The organism is Micromonospora sp. IBSANI012 (genome assembly GCF_052814045.1).
Genome location: NZ_CP199933.1, coordinates 3126035 through 3143297 on the forward strand (window position 1 = coordinate 3126035; position 17263 = coordinate 3143297).

Consider the following 17263-nt stretch of genomic DNA (forward strand, 5'->3'; position numbering starts at 1 on the left):
CGCCTCGCAAACGTCTCGAAAGGAGAAGCAGGAATGAGCTACCGCAGGTATCTCCGCAGGCCGGCCGTGTCGAGCATCCTCGGGCTCGTCCTGCTGATCACCGCGAGCATGCTCACCTACCTGGTGGCCCGGCCGTCGCCCGGGGACGAACCCGAGCTGACCCTGGGCCTGGCGAAGGCGACCGAGGGCCAGGCGGCCGGCGCGTCGGGCTACCACTACCAGCGGTCGTCCGAACCGGACCGTACGGAGATCATCGACTCGTCGGGGGAGCCGGTCGCGATCATGACCGACGGCGCGCGGACCGCACACATCTACGGTCCGTCCCGGACGTTCGAGGAGCCGCGCTACACGGACGCGAAGATCGAGACCGACATGTGGGTCCGGCTCGCGCCGCAGCCGTGGCGGGCCGGCGCCGAACAGGAGCAGTGGTTCGTCGACTGGTTCGCCGCGGCCCGCCGGGACCGCTCGCCGGACGTGCTGTCGATCGCCTTCGAGTACGTCGACGGGGCCCCGGTGAAGCGGGACAACCAGGGGCAGCAGTATTCCGGCGACGCCTCGTTCGGGCCGCCGGACCCGGCGGACCCCGACGGCCGTCAGGAGCGCTCCGACTTCTACGACTACCTGGGTCTGCCCTGGTCGTTCCTGGACGGCAAGGCGGCAATCCCCGAGCCGCAGCGCAAGCTGGCCCTGGACTGCTCCGGTTTCCTGCGGATGGTCTACGGTCACCGGCTCGGCTATCCGCTGCGCGGTACCAACACCCCGGGCGAGGGCCTGCCGCGCCGGGCGTACGCCATGGCGGAGGTGGGCCCGGGAGTCCAGCTGATGCCCAACTCGGGCCAGCGGGCCCGCGGGATCGACAAGCTGCTCCCCGGCGACCTGGTCTTCTTCAACGCCCAGCCGATACCGAGCCGCCAGGTCGACCACTCCGGGATCTACCTCGGCATCGACGACGGCGGCCACCACCGGTTCATCTCCAGCCGGTCGCAGACCGACGGCCCCACCATGGGTGACCTCTCCGGGGCACCCCTGCTTGACGGGGTCGGCTACTGGCCGGACCGGTGGCTCACCGCCCGCCGGCTCTGATCGACCCCCACCGGGGGTCCGCCGCTGCCCAGGCGGCTGCTCAGAGGACCTGGGAAAGGAAGCGGCGCAGCCGGGGGTGCTCCGGCGCCTCGAAGATCGCGGCGGGCTCGCCGGCCTCCAGCACCACCCCGTGGTCCATGAAGGCGACGGTGTCGGCGACCTCACGGGCGAAGCCCATCTCGTGGGTGACCACCACCATGGTCATGCCGCCGGCGGAGAGGTCGGCCATCACCGCGAGGACGCCCTTGACCAGTTCCGGGTCGAGCGCCGAGGTGGCCTCGTCGAAGAGCATCACCTGCGGTTGCAGCGCCAGCGCCCGGGCGATGGCCACCCGCTGCTGCTGCCCGCCGGACAGGTGCGCCGGTCGGGAGTCCGCCTTGCCGGCCAGCCCGACCAGCTCCAGCTGGGCGCGGGCGACCGCGGTGGCCTCCTCCTCGGAGAGCTTCCTGATCCGGCGCAGCGCCAGGGTGATGTTGCGCAGCACGCTCATGTGCGGGAAGAGGTTGAACTGCTGGAAGACCATGCCGATCCGCTGGCGTAGCGCGTCCGGGTCGTCGCGCAGCACGCTGCGCCCGTCGAGCAGCACGTCGCCCCGGTCCGGCTCGATCAGCCGGTTGATGGTGCGCAGCAGGGTGGACTTGCCCGAGCCGGAGGGGCCGATCACGCAGGCGGTGCCGCCGCGCCCGACGTCCAGGTCCGCGCCGCGCAGCACCCGGTTGGCGCCGAAGGCGAGGTGGACGTCCCGGACGGCGAGGCTGACCGAGGTGGTGGTGGCGGTGCCGGTCATCGGTGATCCTTCCCGGTCGGGGTCTGCGGGGGCAGGGCGGTCTCGCCGGCCAGGGCCAGCCCGCCGTCGTCGTCGGGGTCGACGGTCACCGACCGTCCCTGGCGCAGCCGCCGGTCGATCCAGTTGACCGCGTGGGTCAGCGGCACGGTCAACGCCAGGTAGAACAGGCCGGCCAGCAGCAGCGCCGACTCGTTGCCGGTGGTGGCGGCGTAGTCCTGGCCGATCCGGAACAACTCCCGCTGGCTGGCCACCAGGCCGAGGAAGTAGACCAGGCTGGAGTCCTTGATCAGCGCGATCAGCTGGTTGACCCAGGCCGGCAGGACCCGGCGTACACCCTGCGGGATGATCACCAGCCGCATCGCCTCGCCCCAGGAGAATCCGAGCGCCCGGGCCCCCTCCAGCTGCGCGGCCTCGACGCTCTGGATGCCGGAGCGGAAGATCTCCCCGATGTACGCGCCGGCGATCAGCGACAGCGCCAGGATGCCCAACGGGTAGGGGTTGGGTCCCCAGACCTCCATGCCGAGCGGCGCCAGGCCGACACCGATGAGCAGGATGGTCGCCGCGGCCGGCAGGCCGCGGAAGACGTCCGTGTAGACCCGCGCCGGCCACCGCAACCATCGGGTACGCGAGATGCCCGCGATGGCCAGCAGCATGCCGAGGATCGAGCCGAGCAGGGCGGCGGAGATCGCCAGGATCAGCGTGTTGGGCAGCCCGACGGTCAGCATCTCGGGCAGCGCCTCGCGCATCGAGTCCCCGTCGAAGAAGGTCTCCCAGAGGGTGCTCAAGGTGTCCATCGGTCTCCTCCCCGTCCGCCCCGCTCGCTCGTCATCCGTACCGTCAGGAGGTGGTCGACGCCGAGGCCGCCGGCACCGCGACGGTGCCGCTGCCCGGCTTGAAGTCGGCCGGGATCGGCCGGCCCGGGTAGTACTGCGCCTGGAGTCGGGTCCAGGTGCCGTCGGCGATGACCTCGTCGAGGCCCTTGTTCAGCGCCTCGCGCAGCTTGTCGTTGCCCTTGGCGAACGCGTACGCGGTGGGGGCGGGGCTGAGCTGCTTGGCCGCCACCGTGATCTTGCCGTTGCTGTCCGCCGCCGACTTATCGCCGATCTCGGCCGGGGCGATCCAGGCGTCGGCGGTGCCGGCCTTGAGCTGGTTGATCGCGCCGTTGTAGTCGGGCACCCGGACCGGGTCGAGGTTCCGGCCGGTGGCGTAGTCGTCCTGCACCGTGCCCTGCACGACGACGACCCGCTTGCCGGCGAGCTGGTCGAAGCTGGTGATCGGGGAGCCGGCGGGCACGTCGAGTCCGAAGTAGCCGAAGTCGTAGCCGTTGCCGAAGTCGACGGTCTTCTTGCGCGCCTCGGTGATGGTGATCGAGGAGCTGCCGATGTCGAACTTGCGGTTGTTGACCTGGGACAGCAGCGCGGAGAAGTCGGTCCCGACGAACTCCACCTTCAGGCCGACCTTCGCCGCGGCCGCGGTGAGCAGGTCGTTGTCGAAGCCGGTGAACGTGCCGTCCTTCAGGTACACGTTCGGCGGCGCGTCGGTCAGCGTGCCGGTGCGCAGCACGCCCGGCTGGAGCAGGCCGTACGGGTTCTCGGCGGCCTCGGACGAGTCGTCGCCGCAGGCGGTCAGCGCGGTGGCGGCGAGGACGGCGGCGGCGCCGAGCGCGGCCACCTTGGACAGAGCGGGAAGAAATCGCACAGGTGTCTCCGGGTTGATCGGTCGGCGGGCACACGGGCACGCCGGGAGACGGCGTGCCGGACCGGCACACCGCTGCGGTGGTACGAGGAAAGGGGTCGTCGACTACGCGGTCGGGCGGCGACAGCCGTCGCTGCAGACCCGCATCAGGTCGACGTGTCGCCGCTTGACCAGCATCAGGCGAGCAGCCGGCGCGTCGGACCGGGCCGCGGGCACGGCGCCGCCGACGGGCGGGGCGAAAAGCTGTGCAGACATGGCTCTCCTAGGTCGGTGCTGACCTGGGAACCAGGCCACGCTTGCACCGGTGCCACACCGGTGCCTGGTCTTCACCCGGAGCACCCCACCGTGGAGGAGGGTTGCCGGCCAGCGAGCCGGGGCTTGACGCTGGCGCTCATGACCTGCCGAGAAGGCTAGCAGCAGGGCCGGGCCGATCGTCCAGCCGTTATGACGGCCCTCACGTCCGCCCCTTACCGGCGGGCCGCGTCACCGGGCGTAGGAGGTCGTCGGGTGCGCCATCCTCCGCGGGCCACCGCGGCGGAATTGGCCGGCGCGAACCGCGCCGACCGGTGCGAGGGTAGGGGAGGACCGGGCCGGCTCCGTCGGGATGAGGCTGCACCAGGGCTGCCGCTCCACCGGCGTCCCGACCGCCACCCGACCGCCGAGGAGGGCGCTGCGATGACCGATCCGCTGCGGGACGCCGACGGGGACGAGGCGCTGCGCCGGGTGTACGAGGCGGCCGGGCCGTACCTGTCGTCGTTGGCGGACCGGCCGGTGCACGACCCGGACAGCCAGGCGCTGCTCGGCCAGCTCTGGCACCCGGCCGACGGCGGCGCGCTGCCTGAGCGGGGCGAGGGCGCGGCCGCCGCGCTGGACCGGTTGCTGCGGGTCGGGACGGCCGCGGCCACCCACTCGGCCGGCCCCCGCTTCTTCCACTTCATCATCGGCGGGACGACCCCGGCCGCCCTCGCCGCCGACTGGACCGCGGCCCTGCTCGACCAGAACGCCGCCTTCCGCGCCTCCTCGCGGCTCGCCAGCGAGGTCGAGACGATCGCGCTGACCTGGCTGCGGGAACTGTTCGGGCTGCCCGCGACGTACGGCGGCGCGCTGGTCACCAGCGCCACCTTCGCCAACGTCACCGGGCTCGCCGCCGCCACCCACTGGTGGGGCGAGCGGCACGGCGTCGACGTCGCCGCGGACGGGCTGGCCGGGCTGCCCCGGATGCCGGTGCTCTCCGGCGGCTACCTGCACCCCAGCGACCGCAAGGCGCTGCAACTGCTCGGCCACGGCCGCAACACCGTCGAGATCCACGCCCGTGACGGCGCGGGCCGGGTCGACCTCGTCGCCCTCGACCGGCGGCTCGCCGAGCTGGCCGCCCCGGCGGTGGTGATCGCCAACGCCGGGGAGGTGGACACCGGTGACTTCGACCCGCTGGCAGACCTCGCCGACATCGCCGAACGGCACGGCGCCTGGCTGCACGTCGACGGCGCGTTCGGCATCTTCGCCGCGCTCTCCCCGCGCACCGCCGGGCTGGTCGCCGGCATGGAACGCGCCGACTCGATCGCCGGCGACGGGCACAAGTGGCTCAACGTGCCGTACGAGAACGGCTTCGCCTTCCTCAAGGACCCGTCCCGGCTGGCGGTCGCGTTCGGCATGCCCGGCGCGGCGTACCTGCCGGGGGAGGGCAGCGCGCTGCCGACACCGGGCGAGGGCGCGGACTACGCCCTGCTCGGCCCGGACTCCTCCCGCCGGGCCCGGTCCCTGCCGATCTGGGCGACCCTCGCCGCGTACGGGCGGGAGGGCTACCGGTCCATGGTGGAACGGCACCTCGACCTGGCCCAGCGCCTGGCGCGCCGGGTCGACGAGACGCCCGAGCTGGAACGCCTCGCCGAGGTGCCGCTCTGCATCGTCTGCTTCCGCGCCCGGCCGGCGGGCGTTCGCGAAGCGGCGCTCGACGAGGTCAACCGGCGGCTCGGCGCGGCCCTGCTCGCCGACGGCCGGGTGTACGCCGGCACCACCGTCCACGACGGACGGGTGGCGCTGCGCCCGGCGATCGTCAACTGGCGTACCACCGAGGCCGACGTCGACCTGCTGGTCGACGTGGTCCGCGAACTCACCGCGAAGGTGGTCGCCGAACTCGGTTGAGGCGAGGTGCATCCACCGGGCGTCAGTCCACCGGATCGGTCGGCCCGGCCGGCGGGCCGAACAGCGGCAGCAGCCGGTCCGCGTCGAGGTAGGTGGTGATGCCCCGCACCCGGTCGCCGGCCAGGTCCAGGATGACCAGCCCGAAGGGCCGGTGGACGCCGTCGGGCCCCGGCCGGGTCTGCCAGTACGCCGGTGCGCCGTTCGCCGCGGTGGGCACCAGCCGCGAACCCGCGCACGAGGCCGCCGGATCGGAGAGCGCCTGCGCGATCCGGTCCCGGCCGCGCAGCCACCAGCGCAACGGCGGCATGGACATGGTGGCGTCGGCGTGCAGCAGCGCCACCAGGGCCGGTACGTCGTGACGTTCGAACGCGGTGCAGTACTGGGTCAGCAGCTCGCGCTGGGCCGCGTTGGCGGGCCGGATCGGCTCCCCGGGGTCGGGGGCGACCGCGCGCAGGGTGGACCGGGCCCGCTGGAGCGCGCTGTTCACCGACGCGACGCTGGCCTCCAGCAGGTGTGCGACCTCGTCGGCCCGCCAGCAGAGCACGTCGCGCAGGATCAGCACGGCCCGCTGTCGGGGCGGCAGGTGTTGCAGGGCGGCCACGAACGCCAGCCGGATGCTCTCCCGCCGCAGCGTCTGTTCCGCCGGGTCGCCGTACCCGGGCAGCACCCGGTCGTCCGGGACCGGCTGGACCCACACGTGCTTCGGCTCCGGCGCCCCCAGCGCCGCACCGGCCTCGGCGGCGGGGCCGAGGTCCATCGCCCGCGCCCGGCGTTGCGCGCCGCGCAGCATGTCCAGGCAGACGTTCGTCGCGATCCGGTAGGCCCAGGTCCGCAGCGACCCGCGGGTCGGCTCGTAACGGTCGGCGGCCCGCCAGATGCGGGTCAACGTCTCCTGCACGGCGTCCTCGGCCTCGAAGCCGGAGCCGAGCATCCGGTAGCAGAAGCCGGTCAGCTCGGTGCGCAGCAGCTCGACCGGGACGTCCTCGGCCACCGCTTCCTCCCGCACCCGGCGACCATACGCCGACCGACCGATGAGTTTCGCGGGTCCGGCCCGTATCAGGTGCGAGGGCCCCGGCGAAGGGTGCCCCGCACTGGACGGGAGGAATCCGGATGACCGACGACGACGTCCGCGCTGCGGTGGTGGCGGAGCGAACGGAACTGGCCGACCTGCTGGCGGCGCTGCCCGCCGACCGGTGGGACGCGCCGACGCTGTGCGACGAGTGGCGGGTGCGGGAGGTCGTCGCACACACCACGATGCCGTTCCGGACCTCGCTCGGGCGGACCCTGGTGGAGTTGGCCAGGGCGCGCGGGAACGTCAACCGGATGGCCGACCGCACCGCCCGCCGCGACGCCGCCGCGCTGTCGCCCGCGCAGTTGCTCGCGGCGCTGCGGGACAACGTCGACCACCGGTGGACGCCGCCGGGCGGGGGCGTGCGCGGGGCGCTCTCCCACGACGTCATCCACGGCCTGGACATCACCGTCGGCCTCGGGCTGGACCGCCGCGTCCCACCGGAGCGGGTCGCCATGGTGCTGACCGGGATGTCGCCGCGCAACGTGGCGTTCTTCGGCACCGACCTGACCGGTGTCCAGCTCCGGGCGACCGACCTCGACTGGTGCCACGGCGAGGGCACACCCGTGCGCGGGCTCGCCCAGGATCTGCTGCTGGTGGTCTGCGGGCGCCGGCTCCCGTCCGGCCGGCTCGACGGCCCGGCAGCGACCCGGTTCAGCCGGCGGGACCCGTAGCGGGCGGCGCCTCGCCCCGGGCGCCGTCGTGGCGGCGTCCGCCCCGGCGCGTCCGGGGCGAGGCGGTATCCCGTCGCCACCGCCTCCGGCCATGGTCGACAATGGTGCGATGGACGATCGGGCGCTGGTGCGGCTGAGCAAGCGGATGTCACTGGCACTGCGCCACCAGCCCGGGAAGTTCGGCCTGGCCCCGGACCGGGCCGGCTGGGTCACCGTGGACGACCTGCTCGCCGCCCTGCGGATCGACCGCGCCGATCTCGACGCCGTCGTGGCCGGCAACGACAAACAGCGTTTCGCCGTCGAGCGGGGCGCCGACGGGGTGGACCGGATCCGGGCCAGCCAGGGGCACTCCATCCCGGTCGACCTCCAGCTGGAGCCCACCGCGCCGCCGGAGCGCCTCTACCACGGCACCGGCGCCGCCGCGCTCGACTCGATCCGGGCCACCGGCCTGCACCGGGGCGGGCGGCACCACGTACACCTCTCGCCGGACGTGGCTACGGCCCGGCGGGTCGGCGCCCGCCGCAGCGGGGCGGTGGTGGTGCTCAGCGTCGACGCGGCGGCGATGGCCCGCGACGGGCACGTCTTCTACCGCAGCGCGAACGGGGTGTGGCTCACCGACGCGGTGCCGCCGGCCTACCTCGTCGCCTGACGGCGCGTTCCGCGCCCGATCGGCCGCGACGCCCGACCGCGCCGGATTACCCTCGGACCACGACCTGGAGGGAGCGGCATGAGCGGTCAGACCAGCCCCGGCACGATGCCCGCCGCCTTCTTCGGCCACGGCAATCCGATGAACGCCCTGGCGGTCAACCGGTACACCTCGGCCTGGCGGGCGTTCGGGCGGGCGGTGCCGCGCCCCCGGGCGATCCTGGTGATCTCGGCGCACTGGTACATCGGCGCGACCGCCGTCACCGCGATGCCCCGGCCGCGCACGATCCACGACTTCTACGGCTTCCCCCCGCAGCTCTTCGACGTCGAGTACCCGGCCCCGGGCCTGCCCGAGCTGGCCGAGGAGGTCAGCGACCTGGTGCATCCCACCTGGGTGGGCGCCGACGTGGACTCGTGGGGCATCGACCACGGCACCTGGTCGGTGCTGACCCACGCCTTCCCGGCGGCGGACATCCCGGTGGTGCAGCTGAGCATCAACGCCTTCAAGGGGCTGGACTACCACCTGGGGCTGGGCGCCCAGCTCGCGCCGCTGCGCGAGCGCGGGGTGCTCATCGTGGCCAGCGGCAACGTGGTGCACAACCTCGGCGGGGTGGATCCGCAGCTGGTCGACCAGGGCTTCGACTGGGCGCGACGCTTCAACGACGCGGCCCGCGAGGTGATGCGGGACGAGCCCACCGAGGCGGCCCGGCTGGACGCCCACCGCGACTTCGGGTCGGCGGTGCCGACGCCGGACCACTTCATCCCGCTGCTCTACCTCGCCGGCATCGCCGGTGCGACCAGAACCCGGCCCGAGGTGCTGGTGGACGGGTACGCGTACGGGTCGCTGTCGATGACCGCGTACACCCTGGGGTTGGCCTGCCGGGGCGGCGACCAGCCGGCGGGTGCGCCGTCGCTGCCGGCTGACGTGCCGGCCGACTCGGCGAACATCTGACCCCGGCCGGCGTCAGCCCTGCACCGCGTTCCCGGCCGGCGCGGACTCCGCCGGGGCGCGCACGCCGTCGACGAACAGCGCGACGAGCTGGTGGCCGACCTCGGTGAAAGTCAGCGGCCCGTCCGGGTGGAACCAGGTGTGGACGTTGCCCAGGGCGCTGAGGAACGTGTGGGTGACCACGGTGGCGGAGACGTCGGTGCGGACCACGCCGGCCAACTGGGCCTCGTGCACCAGGTCGCGGAACAGGTCGTGGTAGCGCCGGCGCTCCCGGCGGGTGGCCTCGGCGTGCTCGTCGTCGAGCAGGTGCGCCGAGCGGGCCCAGACGGTCAGCTCGGCCAGGTGTTCGGCGGTGTGCTCGACCACGTCGAGGGCCGCGGCGCGCAGCCGCTCCCGGACCGGCCCGTCGCCGGCCGCGATCTCGGCCAGCCGCCGGGTCTGCTCCGCGAGCAGTTCCCGGTAGATGCTGGTCAGCAGCTCGGACTTCGACCCGAACCAGTGGTACAGCGCCCCCTTGGTCACCTCCGCCGCCGCCACGATCTCCTGGACGCTCGTCGCCTCGTAGCCGCGCCGGGCGAACAGCTCGGTGGCGGCCGCGACGATGCTCTGCCGGGCCGACCCGCGGGGCGCCCGCCGCCGCTCGGGGGTGACGGAGGGCTCGGTCGCCACGGTCACCGCGACTCCAGCTGGCGGCGGATCTCCCGGCGGGCCACGTCGCGCACGTGCACCTCGTCGGGGCCGTCGGCGATGCGCAGGGTACGGGCGCCCGCGTACATCGACGCGAGCGGGAAGTCGTCGGAGACGCCGGCGCCGCCGTGCACCTGGATGGCCCGGTCGAGCACCTCCAGCGCGACGCGGGGCGCGATCACCTTGATCGCGGCGATCTCGGTGCGGGCGGCCTTGGCGCCGTACCGGTCGATCATCCAGGCCGCCTTGAGGGTGAGCAGCCGCGCCTGCTCGATCGCCATCCGGGACTCGGCGATCTGCTGCTGCACCACGCCCTGGCGGGCCAGCTCCTGACCGAAGGCGACCCGGGTGGTGGCGCGGCGCACCATCAGGCTCAGCGCCCGCTCGGCCAGGCCGATGGCGCGCATGCAGTGGTGGATGCGGCCGGGGCCGAGCCGGGCCTGGGCGAGGGCGAAGCCGCCGCCCTCCTCGCCGAGCAGGTGCGACGCCGGCACCCGGACGTCGGTGAAGACGACCTCGCCGTGGCCGTGCTGGTCGTGGTAGCCGAAGACGGGCAGCGAGCGCACCACCTCGACGCCGGGGGTGTCCACCGGGACCAGGATCATCGACTGCTGCCGGTGGGTGTCGGCCGACGGGTCGGTCTTGCCCATCACGATCATGACGGCGCAGCGCGGGTCGGCGATGCCGGTGGTCCACCACTTGCGGCCGTTGATGACGTACGAGTCGCCGTCGCGCTCGATGCGGGTGCGGACGTTGGTGGCGTCGCTGGAGGCCACGTCCGGTTCGGTCATCGCGAAGGCCGACCGGATCTCGCCGTCGAGCAGCGGGCGCAGCCAGCGCTCCTGCTGCTCGTCCGTGCCGAACATGTGCAGGATCTCCATGTTGCCGGTGTCCGGGGCGGCGCAGTTGACGGCCTCCGGGGCCAGCTCGATGGAGCGGCCGGTCAGCTCCGCGAGGGGGGCGTACTCCAGGTTGGTGAGCCCGGAGACGTCGGGCAGGAACAGGTTCCACAGCCCCCGGCGGCGCGCCTCGGCCTTGAGTTCCTCGACGACCGCGGGCAGGTGGTGGCGGCGGCCGGCCTCGGTGAGCTCGGCGCGCTGGGCCGCGTAGACCGGTTCGGCGGGGTAGACGTGGTCGTCCATGAACTCCTGGAGCCGCTTGAGGTACTCGGCGGACCGTGCGCTCGGTTCGAAGTCCATGGCTGTCTCCCCATTGACGGGTGTGTCGGCGGCTCGCTACCGTCGCCGGACGCCGAACATACCGGCTGGTCGGTATGGCGTCCAGAGCACCGTGACCGTGAGGAGTCCCAGGTGAGCGTGATGGACCGGTTCCGCCTCGACGGGAAGGTCGCCGTCGTCACCGGCGCCTCCTCCGGCCTGGGGGTGTCGTTCGCCCGCGCGCTCGCCGAGGCCGGTGCCGACGTCGTGCTCGGCGCCCGCCGCGTCGAGCGCCTGCCGGAGACGGGCGCGCTGGTCGAGGCGGCCGGCCGGCGGTACGCGGCCCGCGCCACCGACGTCAGCCGGCCGGAGGACTGCCAGGCGCTGGTCGCCACCGCCATCGCGCAGTTCGGTCGGGTGGACGTGCTGGTCAACAACGCCGGGGTCGGCACCGCCGTGCCCGCCTCCCGGGAGACCCCGGAGCAGTTCCGCTCGGTCGTCGACGTCAACCTGATGGGCAGCTACTGGATGGCCCAGGCGTTCGCCCGGGCGGTGACCGGCGGCGGCGCCATCGTCAACATCTCCAGCGTCATCGGCCTGCGCCCGGGCGGCATCCCGCAGGCCGCGTACGCCGCCAGCAAGGCCGGTGTCATCGGCCTGACCCGCGACCTCGCGGCACAGTGGACCGGCCGCAAGGGCATCCGGGTCAACTGCATCGCCCCCGGCTTCTTCGCCTCGGAGATGAGCGACCAGCTCGAGCCGGGCACCTTCGAGATGGTCAAGGCGCTCGCCCCGGCCGGGCGGCTCGGCGAGCACGAGGAGCTCGCCGCCACGCTGATCTGGCTGGCCAGCGACGCCTCGTCGTACGTGACCGGAGTGACCGTGCCGGTCGACGGCGGCCTCGTCATGCCTTGACGCCCGAGGGTGGAGGGCGTAGACCGGCTGTCACGTTGCTCGATGTCCCAGCGACTCGCCGCACAGGAGGAGCACCGATGAGCTTCAACCTCGCGACCATCCTCCGGGAGCCCCGCCGGGCGCATCCCGACAAGCCGCTCTGCCACCTCGACCACCTGAGCTTCAGCTACCGCCAGGTGGACGAGATCTCCGGGCGGGTCGCCACCGCCCTGCTCGGGCTGGGTCTGCGCCGGGGCGACAAGGTGGCGGTGCAGCTGCCGAACGTGCCGCAGTTCCTCTTCGCCTACTTCGCCGTCCTCAAGGCGGGCCTGGTGATGGTGCCGCTCAACCCGCTGCTGCGCGCCGGTGAGGTCGCGTACCACCTGGCGGACTCCGACACGAAGGTCTTCATCACCTTCGAGCTGTTCGCGCAGGAGGCGGCCAAGGGGGCCGCCGAGGTCGAGGGCGTGACGACGTACGTGGTCAACCTGCCGGGCAGCGACCGGCGGCCCGACGGCACCCGGCACTTCGACGAGCTGTACGCGGCCGAGGACACCGGCGAGATCGCGCCGACGAACGCCGACGACACGGCCGTGCTGCTCTACACCAGCGGCACCACCGGCCGGCCCAAGGGCGCCGAGCTGACCCACTTCCAGCTCTACATGAACTGCAGCGTCGGCGGCGACCTGTTCGGCTTCCGCGACGACGACATCGGCCTGGCCGTCCTGCCGCTGTTCCACGTCTTCGGCCTCTCCAGCGTGCTCAACGTGGCCGTGCGCTACGGCGGCACCATCGTGCTCGTGCCGCGCTTCGAGGTGGGGCCGGTGGTCGACGCCATCGAGCGGCACCGCTGCACGATCTTCTCCGGCGTACCCACCATGTACTTCGCCCTGTTGCAGGCCGACCTCACCGGTCGGGATCTCTCCTCGCTGCGGGTCGGCGTCTCCGGTGGGGCGGCGATCCCCGGCGAGGTGATCCGGTCCTTCGAGGAGCGGTTCCCGGGCGTGGTGATCCTGGAGGGGTACGGGCTCTCGGAGACGGCCAGCACGACGACGTTCAACATCAGCGCCGAGCAGCGCAAGGTGCTCTCCATCGGCAAGCCGATCTGGGGTGTGGAGACCCGCATCGTCGACGACGCCGACCGGCCGCTGCCGCCCGGGCCCGAGCACGTCGGCGAGATCGTGGTCCGCGGCCACAACGTGATGAAGGGCTACTACAAGAACCCCGAGGCGACCGCGGAGGCGTTCCGTGGCGGCTGGTTCCACACCGGAGACCTGGCGTACGCCGACGCCGACGGCTACCTGTTCATCGTCGACCGCAAGAAGGACATCATCATCCGGGGTGGGTACAACGTCTACCCCCGGGAGGTCGAGGAGGTCCTGTACGCCCACCCGGCGGTCGTCGAGGCCGCGGTGCTCGGCCGCCCCGACGCCAAGCTGGGGGAGGAGGTCGTGGCGGTGCTCAGCGTCACGCCGGATGCCGAGTTGACGCCCGACGACCTGGTGGCGTACTGCCGGGAGCGGCTCGCCGCGTACAAGTACCCGCGGCAGGTCCGCATCGTGGCCGAACTGCCGAAGGGCCCGACCGGCAAGCTGCTCAAGCGGGAACTGAAGCAGGACCTGTTGGAAACCCCTGCACAGCAAGTGCAATAGCCGCCGAAACCTGGGTCGGCAACGACCCGGGCGCACCGCCATTGTCCTGGTACGACCCGTCCACATCACAGCGTCGTAACAAGTCATTGACGGTCTCCACTCGAAAAGTACACTCCCGATGTAATAACTACCCCCTGATGCTTCGCCCGAGTCGCACCGCGCTCTCCCCCGTCGCCGTGTCCCGTAAGAGGTGAAGATGAGCCCACCACCCACCGACACTCCCGCCGGCGGCACCGACCTGGTCCTGCGCGACGTCGGCGTCCGGTTCGGCGGACTGGTCGCGCTGGACGGCGTCTCCCTGCGGGTGCCGCCCGGCCGGATCGTCGGCGTGATCGGCCCGAACGGCGCCGGGAAGACCACCCTGTTCAACGTGGTCTGCGGCTTCGTCCCGCCGACCAGCGGCTCGCTCACCCTCGACGGCCGGCCGTTCCGGCCGCGTCCGCACCGACTCACCCGCCTCGGCATCGCCCGCACGTTGCAGGGCGTCGGTCTCTTCCCCGGCCTCACCGTCGTCGAGAACGTCATGGCCGGCGCCAGCCACGCCGCCCGGGCCGGCTTCACCACCGCCCTGTTCGGCCTGCCCCGCAGCGACCGCGACGAACGGCGGCTGCGCGAAGAGGCCCTCGACCTGCTCACCGAGCTGGGTGTCGGGCGGCACGCCGCCGCCGCGCCCGGCACCCTGCCGTACGCGGTGCGCAAGCGGGTCGCCCTCGCCCGCGCCCTGATCGCCCGACCCCGCCTGCTGCTGCTCGACGAGCCGGCCGGCGGGCTCGGCGCCGAGGACATCGGCGAGCTGGCCGAGCTGATCACCGCGCTGCCCGGCCGGGCCGACGCCGCCTGCTCGATCATGCTCGTCGAGCACCACATGGACCTGGTCATGTCGGTCTGCCACGAGATCGTGGTGCTGGACTTCGGCAAGGTCATCGCCGCCGGCACCCCGGAGCAGGTCCGCGACGACCCGCTGGTGACCGAGGCGTACCTCGGCGCCGACGTCCCGGCCGGCGCCACCGGCACCACCGCCGGTCCGGTGGTCGCGCCGTGAGCGCCATCCTGGCGGTCGACGGGCTCAGCTCCGGCTACGGCCCGGTGCCGGTGCTGCGCGACGTCACCTTCGAGGTGCCGACCGGAACGATCGCCGCCGTCCTGGGCGCCAACGGCGCCGGCAAGACCACCCTGCTGCGTACCCTGTCCGGCCTGCTGCGTCCCACCGCCGGCCAGGTCCGGTTCGACGGCGCGGACCTGCGCGGCGTCCGCGTCGAGGCGCTGGTGCGCCGCGGCCTGGCGCACGTGCCGGAGGGCCGCGGCATCGTCGCCGAGCTGACCGTCGAGGAGAACCTGCGCCTCGGCGGGCTGTGGCGGCGCGACCGCGCCGACGCCCGGCGCGCCCAGGACGAGGTGTACGAGCTGTTCGAGCCGCTGGCCCGGCGGCGACGGCACGCCGGGCACCAGCTCTCCGGCGGGGAGCGGCAGATGCTCGCCCTCGGCCGGGCGCTGATCGCCCGGCCCCGGCTGCTGCTGCTCGACGAGCCGTCACTCGGCCTGGCACCCCGGGTCACCGCGCAGATCATGGCGCTGCTGCGCCGGCTCTGCGACGACACCGGGCTGACCGTCCTGCTCGTTGAGCAGAACGTGCGCAGCGCCCTCTGGATCGCCGACCAGGGCGTCGTCATGTCCCTGGGCCGCGTCGTCATGGCCACCCCGGCGGCACAGCTGCGCGAGGACGAGACGCTACGTCACGCGTACCTCGGGTTCTGACCACCCACCCGTAGGAAGGATCCGCGCTTGGACCGGTTCTTGTTCCTCACCTTCGACGGACTGTCCACCGGCGCCGTCTACGCGGCGTTCGCCCTCGCCCTGGTACTCATCTGGCGGGCCGCCCGTCTGGTCAACTTCGCGCAGGGCGCGATGGCGGTGACGACGGCCTACGTCGGCTACGCGGTCGCCTCCGCCACCGGTTCATACTGGCTCGGCCTCGGGGCGGCCGTCCTCGCCGGCCTCGCGCTGGGCGCGCTCGTCGAACGGGTGCTGATGCGCTTCGTCGGCCACGCCAACCCGCTCAACGACGTCATCGTCGCCCTCGGCCTGGTGCTGCTGATCCAGGCGGTGCTCGGCATGGTCTTCGGCAACGAGTACCGGCCGGCGGCCGCGCCGTTCGACACCGACGCCCTGTCGATCGGCGGGATCGCCGCACTGTCCCCGTACGACCTGTGGGTCCTCGGCGCCGTCCTGGTGGTCGTGGTGCTGCTCGCGCTGCTGTTCACCCGTACGCCGATCGGCCTGCGGATGCGGGCCTCCGCCTTCGCTCCCGAGGTGTCCCGGCTGCTCGGGGTGAACGTCAACCGGATGCTCACGATCGGCTGGGCGCTGGCCGCCGCGGTCGGCGCCCTCGCCGGCATGCTGGTCATCCCCACCGGGCTGGGGCTGCACCCGCACGCGATGGACCTGGTCTTCGTCGTCGCGTTCACGGCCGCCGTCGTCGGCGGCCTGGACAGCCCGGCCGGGGCGGTGGTCGGCGGCCTGCTGGTCGGCGTGATCCTGTCCTACGTCACCGGCTACCTCGGCCCGGACACCACGCCGCTGGCCGTCCTCGTCCTGCTGCTGGCGGTCCTGCTGGTCCGCCCCGGCGGGCTCTTCTCCGGCGCGAGAGCGAGGCACGTGTGACCACCACCCAGCCCGACGTGTCCACGGCCGAACCGCCACCCGGCCGGCCGTCACCGCTGCGCCGGCTGCTGCCCGGCCCGCCGGACGCCACCAAGGCGGGCGGCTCCACGCTGCTGCGCCACCTGGCCCCGGTCGTGCTCGCCGGGACGCTCGTCGTGCTGCTGACCAACCAGTTGCCGCCGTACCAGAACCTCCAGGTGGCCCGGGTCTGCGCGTTCCTCTGCGTCACCGCCGGCTACACCGTCCTGGTCGGGCTCAACGGCCAGCTCTCGCTCGGGCACGGCGCCCTGATGGCGACCGGCGCGTACACCGTCGCGCTGGTCCAGCGGGGCTTCGAGGCGCGCGCGGTGCAGGGCCGGTGGATCCTGCCGCTGTCCCTGCTGGCCGCGGTCGCGGTGACCGCGGCGGCCGGGCTGGTCATCGGGCTGGCCGCCGCCCGGCTGCGTGGGCCGTACCTGGCCGGCGTGACCCTCACCGTCGCCACCCTGGTCCCGGCGATCACCACGATCTTCACCGGCGTCTTCAACGGCGAGCAGGGGCTGCGCTTCCCGGCGGAGGCGCCACCGGCGTTCCTCGGCGCGTACTTCCAGCCGGAGCGGTGGCTGGCCTGGGTCGCGCTGCTCGCCGCGCTGCTGACCATGCTGCTCATGGCGAACCTGGTGCGCAGCCGGTTCGGCCGGTCGCTGCGCGCCGTCCGGGACGACGAGGTGGCCGCCCGGCTCTCCGGCATCCACGTCGCCCGAAACCAGGTGCTCGCCTTCGTGGTGAGCGCCGCCTGCGCCGGGCTGGGCGGGGGCGTGTACGCGGTGCTGACCGCCACCGTGGCCCCCGGCAAGTTCTCCCTCGACCTGTCGCTGTTCCTGCTGATGGCCATCGTGATCGGTGGGCTGGGCAGCCTCGCCGGGGCGGTCTGGGGAGCCGTCCTGCTGGTGGCCCTGCAGGACCTGCCGAGCCTCGTCACCGACACCTTCACGCTGCCGGCGGGCCTCGCCCAGCGGCTGGAGGGCAACCTGGCCCTCGCCGTGTTCGGTCTGATCCTCATCGTCGTCATGCTCGCGGCCCCGGGCGGCCTCCAGGGCGCCGCCCGCACGCTCACCGCACGCCTCCGGCCGGGCCGCCGGACCCCGCACCCCTGACTCACTCGGTTCCACCCCACCCCCGTTTCGCA

18 protein-coding genes and 1 riboswitch are annotated in these 17263 nt (G+C 73.2%); of the genes, 11 read left to right on the plus strand and 7 right to left on the minus strand.

Going from position 1 to position 17263, the window contains the following annotated elements; all coding sequences use genetic code 11:
• The first annotated feature begins 33 nt into the window (after positions 1–33).
• Positions 34–1083, plus strand: a complete 1050-nt coding sequence (locus tag ACTWM8_RS14350) for a C40 family peptidase (protein ID WP_446214266.1) — start codon at positions 34–36, stop codon at positions 1081–1083.
• A 40-nt stretch (positions 1084–1123) separates the two neighbouring features.
• Here ACTWM8_RS14350 and ACTWM8_RS14355 read toward each other — a convergent pair whose 3' ends face one another.
• The 4 genes from ACTWM8_RS14355 to ACTWM8_RS14370 form a co-directional block, all read right to left on the minus strand.
• Positions 1124–1870 carry an amino acid ABC transporter ATP-binding protein gene (locus ACTWM8_RS14355; RefSeq protein WP_446214267.1) on the minus strand — a complete coding sequence of 249 codons (747 nt, stop codon included), beginning with the start codon at positions 1868–1870 and terminating at the stop codon, positions 1124–1126.
• A complete protein-coding gene (locus tag ACTWM8_RS14360; RefSeq protein ID WP_179804698.1) occupies positions 1867–2664 on the minus strand; it encodes an amino acid ABC transporter permease in 798 nt (265 codons plus the stop codon). The genes ACTWM8_RS14355 and ACTWM8_RS14360 overlap by 4 nt, the downstream gene beginning before the upstream one ends.
• A gap of 43 nt (positions 2665–2707) precedes the next feature.
• A complete protein-coding gene (locus tag ACTWM8_RS14365; RefSeq protein WP_446214268.1) occupies positions 2708–3568 on the minus strand; it encodes an ABC transporter substrate-binding protein in 861 nt (286 codons plus the stop codon).
• A 102-nt stretch (positions 3569–3670) separates the two neighbouring features.
• Positions 3671–3820: a hypothetical protein gene (locus ACTWM8_RS14370; RefSeq protein ID WP_446214269.1), complete on the minus strand. Its 150-nt coding sequence runs from the start codon at positions 3818–3820 to the stop codon at positions 3671–3673.
• 32 nt (positions 3821–3852) lie between these two features.
• Positions 3853–3964, minus strand: a riboswitch (SAM riboswitch).
• A gap of 276 nt (positions 3965–4240) precedes the next feature.
• Between ACTWM8_RS14370 and ACTWM8_RS14375 the strand changes: the two genes are divergently transcribed.
• The gene (locus ACTWM8_RS14375; RefSeq protein WP_446214270.1) at positions 4241–5707 is read left to right on the plus strand and encodes a pyridoxal phosphate-dependent decarboxylase family protein; all 1467 of its coding nucleotides are present in this window, start codon (positions 4241–4243) and stop codon (positions 5705–5707) included.
• Between the two features lie 22 nt (positions 5708–5729).
• Here ACTWM8_RS14375 and ACTWM8_RS14380 read toward each other — a convergent pair whose 3' ends face one another.
• Positions 5730–6713: a sigma-70 family RNA polymerase sigma factor gene (locus tag ACTWM8_RS14380; protein WP_446214271.1), complete on the minus strand. Its 984-nt coding sequence runs from the start codon at positions 6711–6713 to the stop codon at positions 5730–5732.
• 104 nt (positions 6714–6817) lie between these two features.
• Between ACTWM8_RS14380 and ACTWM8_RS14385 the strand changes: the two genes are divergently transcribed.
• From ACTWM8_RS14385 to ygiD, 3 genes are all read left to right on the plus strand, one after another.
• Positions 6818–7450, plus strand: coding sequence for a maleylpyruvate isomerase family mycothiol-dependent enzyme (locus ACTWM8_RS14385; protein WP_446214272.1), 633 nt, complete (start codon positions 6818–6820; stop codon positions 7448–7450).
• A gap of 109 nt (positions 7451–7559) precedes the next feature.
• Positions 7560–8099, plus strand: a complete 540-nt coding sequence (locus ACTWM8_RS14390; protein WP_446214273.1) for an RNA 2'-phosphotransferase — start codon at positions 7560–7562, stop codon at positions 8097–8099.
• A gap of 78 nt (positions 8100–8177) precedes the next feature.
• On the plus strand, positions 8178–9047 hold the full coding sequence (gene ygiD / locus ACTWM8_RS14395; RefSeq protein ID WP_446214274.1) for a 4,5-DOPA-extradiol-dioxygenase: 870 nt from the start codon (positions 8178–8180) through the stop codon (positions 9045–9047).
• Positions 9048–9059: 12 nt separating this feature from the next.
• Here ygiD and ACTWM8_RS14400 read toward each other — a convergent pair whose 3' ends face one another.
• Together ACTWM8_RS14400 and ACTWM8_RS14405 are read right to left on the minus strand one after the other, a co-directional pair.
• Positions 9060–9719: a TetR/AcrR family transcriptional regulator gene (locus ACTWM8_RS14400; RefSeq protein WP_446214275.1), complete on the minus strand. Its 660-nt coding sequence runs from the start codon at positions 9717–9719 to the stop codon at positions 9060–9062.
• Complete coding sequence (locus ACTWM8_RS14405) at positions 9716–10930, minus strand: acyl-CoA dehydrogenase family protein (protein ID WP_446214276.1); 1215 nt, start codon at positions 10928–10930, stop codon at positions 9716–9718. The genes ACTWM8_RS14400 and ACTWM8_RS14405 overlap by 4 nt, the downstream gene beginning before the upstream one ends.
• 120 nt (positions 10931–11050) lie before the next feature.
• Here ACTWM8_RS14405 and ACTWM8_RS14410 point away from each other — a divergent pair, with 120 nt between their 5' ends.
• The 6 genes from ACTWM8_RS14410 to ACTWM8_RS14435 all read left to right on the plus strand — a co-directional run bounded on the left by ACTWM8_RS14410 (position 11051) and on the right by ACTWM8_RS14435 (position 17231).
• Complete coding sequence (locus ACTWM8_RS14410; protein WP_446214553.1) at positions 11051–11803, plus strand: SDR family NAD(P)-dependent oxidoreductase; 753 nt, start codon at positions 11051–11053, stop codon at positions 11801–11803.
• A gap of 77 nt (positions 11804–11880) precedes the next feature.
• Positions 11881–13434: a long-chain-fatty-acid--CoA ligase gene (locus tag ACTWM8_RS14415; protein WP_446214277.1), complete on the plus strand. Its 1554-nt coding sequence runs from the start codon at positions 11881–11883 to the stop codon at positions 13432–13434.
• A 196-nt stretch (positions 13435–13630) separates the two neighbouring features.
• Positions 13631–14476, plus strand: coding sequence for an ABC transporter ATP-binding protein (locus tag ACTWM8_RS14420; RefSeq protein WP_446214278.1), 846 nt, complete (start codon positions 13631–13633; stop codon positions 14474–14476).
• Positions 14473–15189, plus strand: a complete 717-nt coding sequence (locus ACTWM8_RS14425; protein ID WP_446214279.1) for an ABC transporter ATP-binding protein — start codon at positions 14473–14475, stop codon at positions 15187–15189. The genes ACTWM8_RS14420 and ACTWM8_RS14425 overlap by 4 nt, the downstream gene beginning before the upstream one ends.
• 27 nt (positions 15190–15216) lie before the next feature.
• Positions 15217–16095 carry a branched-chain amino acid ABC transporter permease gene (locus ACTWM8_RS14430; protein ID WP_446214280.1) on the plus strand — a complete coding sequence of 293 codons (879 nt, stop codon included), beginning with the start codon at positions 15217–15219 and terminating at the stop codon, positions 16093–16095.
• Positions 16092–17231, plus strand: a complete 1140-nt coding sequence (locus ACTWM8_RS14435; RefSeq protein WP_446214281.1) for a branched-chain amino acid ABC transporter permease — start codon at positions 16092–16094, stop codon at positions 17229–17231. Before ACTWM8_RS14430 ends, ACTWM8_RS14435 begins: the two co-directional genes overlap by 4 nt.
• The last annotated feature ends 32 nt before the right edge of the window (positions 17232–17263 follow it).